The 7134-nt window shown below is 72.6% G+C and carries 7 protein-coding genes; 6 read left to right on the top strand and 1 reads right to left on the bottom strand.

What is annotated here, in order from left to right; translation table 11 throughout:
• Together ACWDX9_RS57100 and ACWDX9_RS57095 are read left to right on the top strand one after the other, a co-directional pair.
• On the top strand, nucleotides 1-573 hold a 573-nt coding region (locus ACWDX9_RS57100; RefSeq protein WP_449971461.1), incomplete at its 5' end, for a helix-turn-helix transcriptional regulator.
• Nucleotides 574-584: 11 nt separating this feature from the next.
• Nucleotides 585-1169 carry an NADAR family protein gene (locus ACWDX9_RS57095; protein WP_449971458.1) on the top strand — a complete coding sequence of 195 codons (585 nt, stop codon included), beginning with the start codon at nucleotides 585-587 and terminating at the stop codon, nucleotides 1167-1169.
• Here the strand turns inward: ACWDX9_RS57095 and ACWDX9_RS57090 are convergent.
• Nucleotides 1148-1690, bottom strand: coding sequence for an RNA 2'-phosphotransferase (locus ACWDX9_RS57090; protein WP_449971455.1), 543 nt, complete (start codon nucleotides 1688-1690; stop codon nucleotides 1148-1150). The genes ACWDX9_RS57095 and ACWDX9_RS57090 overlap by 22 nt on opposite strands.
• A 133-nt stretch (nucleotides 1691-1823) precedes the next feature.
• On the opposite strand from ACWDX9_RS57090, the gene ACWDX9_RS57085 reads away from it, so the two are divergent.
• The 4 genes from ACWDX9_RS57085 to ACWDX9_RS57070 form a co-directional block, all read left to right on the top strand.
• Nucleotides 1824-2363 carry a DUF892 family protein gene (locus ACWDX9_RS57085; RefSeq protein ID WP_449971453.1) on the top strand — a complete coding sequence of 180 codons (540 nt, stop codon included), beginning with the start codon at nucleotides 1824-1826 and terminating at the stop codon, nucleotides 2361-2363.
• 17 nt (nucleotides 2364-2380) lie between these two features.
• Nucleotides 2381-5323, top strand: a complete 2943-nt coding sequence (locus ACWDX9_RS57080) for an FAD-binding and (Fe-S)-binding domain-containing protein (RefSeq protein WP_449971450.1) — start codon at nucleotides 2381-2383, stop codon at nucleotides 5321-5323.
• Between the two features lie 145 nt (nucleotides 5324-5468).
• Nucleotides 5469-6329 (top strand): FG-GAP-like repeat-containing protein, encoded by an 861-nt coding sequence (locus ACWDX9_RS57075; protein ID WP_449971447.1) that lies wholly within the window; start codon nucleotides 5469-5471, stop codon nucleotides 6327-6329.
• Nucleotides 6330-6367: 38 nt separating this feature from the next.
• On the top strand, nucleotides 6368-7134 hold a 767-nt coding region (locus tag ACWDX9_RS57070), incomplete at its 3' end, for a hypothetical protein (protein WP_449971444.1).

Below are 7134 nucleotides of genomic sequence, written 5' to 3'. Positions count from 1 at the left end.
GCGGGCGCGGCGGCCCCGGAGGTGAACGCCGACGTGCTGGCCGGGCTCGCCGCCGCCTGCCGCGACCACCGGCGCCTGCGGCTGGGCTACCGGGGGCGGGACGGCGTCACGGCGCGCGAGGTGGAGCCGCACCGGCTCGTGCACACGCCGCGCCGCTGGTACCTGCTGGCGTGGGACGTGGCCAAGGAGGGCTGGCGGACGTTCCGGGTGGACCGGATCGAGGATCCCCTGGGGGAGCCGGGAGCCCGGTTCGCGCCGCGTGCGGTGCCGCAGGAGGACGTGGCCGCGTACGTCTCGCGCGCCATCACCTCCGCGCCCTACCGCTACCGGGCGCGCATCCTCTTCCACGCGCCCATGGACGCGGTCGCGCCGCGCACCTCGTCAGGGGCCGGGCGGCTGGCGGCGGTGGACGAGCGCACGTGCCTGTTCGAGGCCGGCTCCAACTCGCTGGAGGAGCTGGCGATCCACGTCGCGGCCAAGGGCTTCGACTTCGAGGTGCTCGACCCGCCCGAGCTGGTGCCGGTGCTGCGCGAGGTCGCCGATCGCCTCATGAGAGCGGGCTCGCGAGCGTAAGGTATGGGGACATGTCCGACGAACTTCCCATGACCGTGGACGAGGCCATCGCCGCCGAGCGATCCGGCCGGAACGTCAAATATCTGTACTTCTGGGGCCACCAGCCCGCCCGCGACGGCGGCGTCGGACCGGGCTGCCTCAGCCAGTGGTGGCCGGTCACCTTCACGGAGGACGGCCACACGTACGCCTCGGCCGAGCACTACATGATGGCGCACAAGGCGTGGCTGTTCGGCGACGGGGAGAGCGCGGACAAGATCCTCGAGGCCGGCCCTCCGGGCGAGGCCAAGGCGCTGGGCCGGACCGTACGGGGCTTCGACGAGCCCACGTGGGACGCCCACCGCTTCGGCATCGTGGTGCGCGGCAACGTCGCCAAGTTCGGGGCGCACGACGACCTGGCGGAGTTCCTGCTCGGCACGTCGGGCCGGGTCCTGGTGGAGGCGAGCCCGCTGGACCGGGTGTGGGGCATCGGGCTGGCGGCCTCGGACGAGCGGGCCGCGTCACCGGCCGCGTGGCAGGGGGCCAACCTGCTCGGGTTCGCGCTGATGGCCGCCCGCGACACCCTGCGCGCCCGCCGTCAGGAGGGGAACCGCAGGTAGCCGGGCGGCACGTGGTCGGCCAGCCACACCCCGTTGGCGCTGACCCGGAACTCGTGCCCGCCGGCGTGCATCGCCCCGGCCGCGACCACCAGCACCACGGGCACGCCCCGCCGGGCCCCCACCCGCGTCGCCGTCTCCCGGTCGGGCGACAGGTGCACGTGGTGCCGGTTCATGGGCCGCAGCCCCTCCGCCTTGATCGCCGCCAGGGAACGGCCCACGGTGCCGTGATAGAGCACCTCGGGCGGCCGCACGGCGGGCAGGCCGAGATCCACCGGCACCGAGTGCCCCTGGCTCGCCCGGATCCGGCCGTCCTCGATCGCGTAGCGCCGCTTGTCGTTGGCCTCGACGACCTTCCACAACTCCGCGGCGGTGATCGGGAACCCGTGCTCGGCCGCCGCCCGCAGTAACGTGTCCACCGGCACCCACCCGTTCGGGTCCAGCGTGAGCCCGATGCGCCCCGGGTCGTGCCGCAGGTGCCTGGCCAGGTATTTGGAAACGCGTATCAGGCGTCGTTCGTCCATCACCGCCATGATCCCGCGCCCGTCAACCGGGTTTCGACGTGACTGTCCCCGGGTGTCGCAGCCCGCCTGCGACGTCCCGCAAAGTTACCTTTGACCTGGGGGAACTCCTTGCCGGGGGAAGGACAGGACAGACATGAGCCACACCGACGACTTCGTGCTGGACGTCACCAGGATCCGTGACCAGGTGCGCCAGAAGATGAACGAAGGTCCGGTCACCGGCACCTTCGGGCACGACCCGCAGAAGGTCATCAACATCCTCAACGACGTCATCGCGACCGAGGTGGTGTGCTGGCTCAGGTACACCAGGCACGCCATCTCGGCCAAGGGGATCGACCGGGCGCAGGTGTCGGCGGAGTTCACCGAGCACGCCCAGGAGGAGCTGCAGCACGCGCTGCGCGCCGCCGAACGCGTGAGCCAGCTCGGCGGGGAGCCCGACTTCGACCCCGCCAGCCTCGTGCAGCGCTCCCACACCGACTACCTGGTGCCCGCCGACACCGACCTGCGCGGCCTGCTGGAGGCGAACCTCTGGGCCGAGCGCATCGTCATCTCCACCTACCAGGAGATCATCCGCTGGCTGGGCGAGGGCGATCCGACGACGCGGCGGCTCATGGAGTCGATCCTCGAAGAGGAAGAAGAGCACGCCGACGACCTCACCGATCTGCTCGGCGTCTAGGGCCCGGGCGGCGGACGATGGCGGGCGAAGCTATGGACAGCCTGATCAGAACACCGGCCGCGCGCCCGCGCCGGCCGCTCGAGATCGACGTGGAGCCGCTGCAGCGGCGGCTGGAGGAGACGGTCGACGGCGAGATCCGGTTCGACACCGGCAGCCGCGCCGCCTACGCGCGGGACGCCTCCAACTACCGGCAGGTGCCCATCGGCGTCGTGGCGCCCTACACGCTCGACGCCGGGGTGGCCGCGGTGGCCGCGTGCCGCTCCCGCGACGTGCCGGTGCTGTCGCGGGGTGGCGGCACCAGCCTGGCCGGGCAGTGCTGCAACGTGGCCGTGGTGATCGACTGGTCCAAGCACTGCGGCGCGGTCGAGTCCGTGGACGTCACGGGCAGGCGGATCACGGTGCAGGCCGGCGCGGTGCTGGACGCGGTCAACCACGTGCTGGAGCCGGAGGGCCTGATGGTCGGGCCCCGGCCGTCCAGCCACCCGACCTGCACCATCGGCGGCATGATCGGCAACAACTCGTGCGGGGCGTCCGCGCAGGCGTACGGGAAGATGTCGGAGTCGGTGCTGCGGCTGGAGATCCTCACCTACGACGGCGTGCGCATGTGGGTCGGCCCGACCGACGACGACGAGTACGCCAGGATCCAGGCCATGGGCGGGCGGCCGTCCCAGCTCTACCGGCAGCTGCGCGAACTGCGCGACGACACCATGGAGCTGGTGCGCACCCGCTTCCCCAAGCTGGAGCGGCGCATCTCCGGCTACAACCTCGACCAGCTCCTGCCCGAGAACGGCTTCAACCTGGCCCGCGCCCTTGTCGGGAGCGAGGGCACGCTGGTGACCGTGCTGCGCGCCGAGCTGGCCCTGGTGCCGAGGCCGGCCGCGCGATCGCTGGCGGTGCTCGGCTTCGAGGACATCTTCGCGGCGGCCGACGCCGTCCCCGCCGTGGCCGGGCACCGGCCGCTGGCGCTGGAGGCCATGGACGACCGGATGTGCCGGCTCGCCCGCCAGGAGCGCCCCGACGATCCCGCGCTCCGAGACCTGCCGGAGGGGCGGGGGTGGCTGCTGGTGCAGTTCGGCGGCGACACCGCCGAGGAGGCGCTCGAACGGGCGCACGGGCTGATGCGCGACGTGGGACAGCACGCGACCCACGCCTTCCTCGGCGACCCGGCCAAGGAGGACGAGCTGTGGCGCTGGCGCGAGGCCAGCCTGGGCGTGGAGGCGTACCCGCCGGAGGGGCGGGAGACGTACGAGGGCTGGTCGGACGCGGCCGTGCCGCCCGAGCGGCTGGGCACGTACCTGCGCGACTACGAGCAGCTGCTGCGCCGCCACGGCTACGCGGACTCGGCCCTGTACGGGCACTTCGGACAGGGATGCGTGCACGGGAGGCTCCCGCTCGACCTGCACACCGACGACGGGATCGCCCGATTCCGGGCGTTCGCGGAGGAGGCGGCCGACCTGGTGGGCGCCTTCGGCGGCTCGCTGTCGGGGGAGCACGGCGACGGGCAGGCGCTGGCCGAGCTGCTGCCGCGCATGTACGGCGACGAGGTGGTGGAGGCGTTCGGCCGGTTCAAGGCGATCTTCGACCCGCGCAACCGGATGAACCCCGGCAAGGTCGTCCACCCCAACCGCCTCGACCAGGACCTCGCCCAGCGGCACTTCTACCCGCTGGAGCCCCGGCAGAAGTCCTTCGACTACCAGGGCGACCACGGCCGGTTCGGGCACGCCGCCACCCGGTGCGTCGGGATCGGCAAGTGCCGCCAGGACACCTTCGAGGGCGGGGTGATGTGCCCCAGCTACCGGGTGACGCGCGAGGAGGAGCACTCCACGCGGGGACGGGCCCGGCTGCTGGGGGAGATGGTGCGCGGCGAGCTGATCACGGACGGCTGGCGCTCGGCCGCCGTGCGCGACGCGCTCGACCTGTGCCTGGCCTGCAAGGGCTGCCGGTCCGAGTGTCCGGTGAACGTCGACATGGCCACGTACAAGGCCGAGTTCCTGTCCCATCACTACCGGCGCCGGATCCGGCCCCGCGAGCACTACTCCATGGGCTGGCTGCCGATGTGGGCGGCGCTCGCCTCCGCCATGCCCGGCCCGCTCAACGCCCTGGCCCACACGCCGGGCCTGTCACGGCTCCTCAAGGCCGTCGCGGGGGTCGCGGCCGAGCGGGAGCTGCCCCGCTTCGCGAAGGAGCGCTTCACCGACTGGTTCAAGCGGCGGGGCCCGGCGCGGCCCGGCACGCGGGGCAAGGTCGTGCTGTGGGCGGACACGTTCACGAACAACCTCGACCCGCACATCGGGCAGGCGGCGGTGAGCGTGCTGGAGGCGGCCGGGTTCGAGGTGCACGTGCCGCCGGTGGCGCTGTGCTGCGGGCTGACCTGGATCTCCACGGGACAGCTCGGGGTCGCGCGGCGGGTGCTGGCGCGCAGCGTGCGCGCGCTACGGCCGTGGGCGGAGTCCGGGATCCCGGTGGTAGGGCTGGAGCCGAGCTGCACCGCCGTGTTCCGCGCCGACGGGCCGGAGCTGCTGAACACGCCGGACACGCGGCTGCTGTCGGAGCGCACGCTGACGCTCGCCGAGCTGCTGGAGTCGCGGGCGCCCGACTGGCGCCCGGCCTCCTCTGGAGGGGAGGCGGTGGCGCAGGTGCACTGCCACCAGAGCGCCATCATGGGGTACGACGCCGACCGCGCCGTTCTCGACCGCTTCGGGATCCGCACGGAAGTCCTGGACGCGGGCTGCTGCGGCCTGGCCGGGAACTTCGGGTTCGAACGCTCGCACTACGACGTCTCGGTGGCCTGCGCGGAGGAGTCCGTCTGGCCCGCGGTCCGGGCCGCGGGCCCTGACCAGGCGATCCTCGCGGACGGCTTCTCCTGCCGCACCCAGATCGCCGCCTCCCGCACCGGCCGCCAGGCCCGCCACCTGGCCGAACTCCTGGCCACGTCGCTGTCCCGCCCGGAAGCCGGCTGAGCCACCCTCCGTGGTGTTTCCTGCGGGCAGAGCGAGTACGCCGCCCGCAGGAAGCACAACGGAAGCGATCCGGTAGCGCTTTGCGCAACGGTCGGGTCCGTCCTGAAAGATCCTTTCTCCTCTTCCTCATACGAGGTCACGTCGAATGTCCACATTCTTACGCTGGGCGCCAGTCCGTACCAGAACGCTGGCGGCGCTGGCCCTGCTCACCGTCCTGGGCTCGCTGCTCACCGCGCCCGCCGCGTCCGCCACCGCGGCGGGCGCGCCGATGCTGCCCCTGTTCGTCCGCAGGGCGAGCGACGGCCACCTGCTCGCCTACGAGCCCAAGGGCACCGGCGGCCTCCAGACCCCCGTCGACCTCGGCGGCGGCTTCTCCGCGGCGACCGCGATCCTGCGCGCCACCACCTCGGAGAACGGCACCGGCAACGACCTGTTCTTCCGCCTGGGCGGCGAGCTCTACTACACCGCCGAACGCGGCACCTCGACCATGCCGGTCGCCTCGAACATGGACCAGTACAACCTGATCATGACCCCGGGCAACATGGGCAGCAGCGCCTCGCCCGAGATCATCGCACGCGACACGGCCGGCGCCCTGTGGCTCTACCCGGGCCGCTCCGACGGCGGCCTCTCCGGCCGCGTGCAGGCCGGGACCGCCGGGTGGAACGGCATGGACGCGCTGGCCGGATACGGCGACTACACCGGCGACGGCAAGAACGACCTGCTGGCCAGGACCACCGCCGGCACCCTCTACCTCTATCCGGGAACGGGCGGCGTCACCGAGAACCAGATCCTGGGCGCCCGCGTCAGCGCGGGCACCGGCTGGGACGCCTACACCGCCCTGGTCTCGACCGGCGACAACAACGGGGACGGCAAGGCCGACCTGATCGCCCGCGACTCCGCCGGCGCGCTCTGGCTGTTCAAGGGCACCGGCGTCTCCTCGGCCCCCTTCGCCGCCAGGGAGAAGATCGGCAACGCGGGCTGGAACGCCTTCAACGCCTTCTTCTGAGCGCACCCGTCCCCGCAACCAACGGCTGAAAGCTGACCATGTTCACCAACGCCTCTTCCTCGCGCCGTGCCCGGCGCCCTCTTTTAGGACGGCTGCGCGCCACCGCCGCGGCCTTCACCGCCGTCGTGATCGCCGGCGTGCAGTTCGCGCCTCTGCCCGGCGCCGGTCCGGCGGCCGCCCACGCCGCCGAGTACGACCTCGCGCACGCCGCGTCGGTGCGCGCGGCCCAGTGCCTGCTCACCGTCGTGCAGCGCAAGGGCGGCCAGGGCCTGAAAGCCGTCGCCCGTGCCGGGCTGGGCGGCACTGACGACGTCCTGTTGCGCAACGCCGCCGACGACTACTGGGCCGACCCGCCCACCCCGCTGCACACCGCCTTCGAGCAGGACGAAGAGCGGGCCGACGCCAAGCTGGATGAACTCGGCGACCGGCACTACGTCTGGGAGGAGTCGCTGGCCGTCCCGCCCCCGGCGGGCTACACGGACGCCGACTTCCAGTGGATCAAGAACAAGGACGACCCGTTCAGCAAGGTCGGCCTGCTGCCCTGGATCTCCAACCAGTCCTGGCAGGACGAGGACGGCTTCTACGCCGACCAGACGCCGCGGGCGGCCAAGGAGTCCGTGGGCGCGGCCAAGCAGATCGCCGCCGAGCGTTATCCCGAGAACGGCGACGACTACGAGGGGTGGGCGGCGTGGGAGGACATGACCTTCATGCACCCCATGTACGCCGACGACGCGCGGGCGTTCCTGGAGCGGGGCGGGTTCGCGGAGAGCGCGCCCGATCCGGACAGCATGGAGTTCCGGGTCGA

Source organism: Nonomuraea sp. NPDC003201, assembly GCF_053590415.1.
Note: the sequence above shows the minus strand (reverse complement) of the source record. Positions and strands in the feature narration are given on the sequence as shown.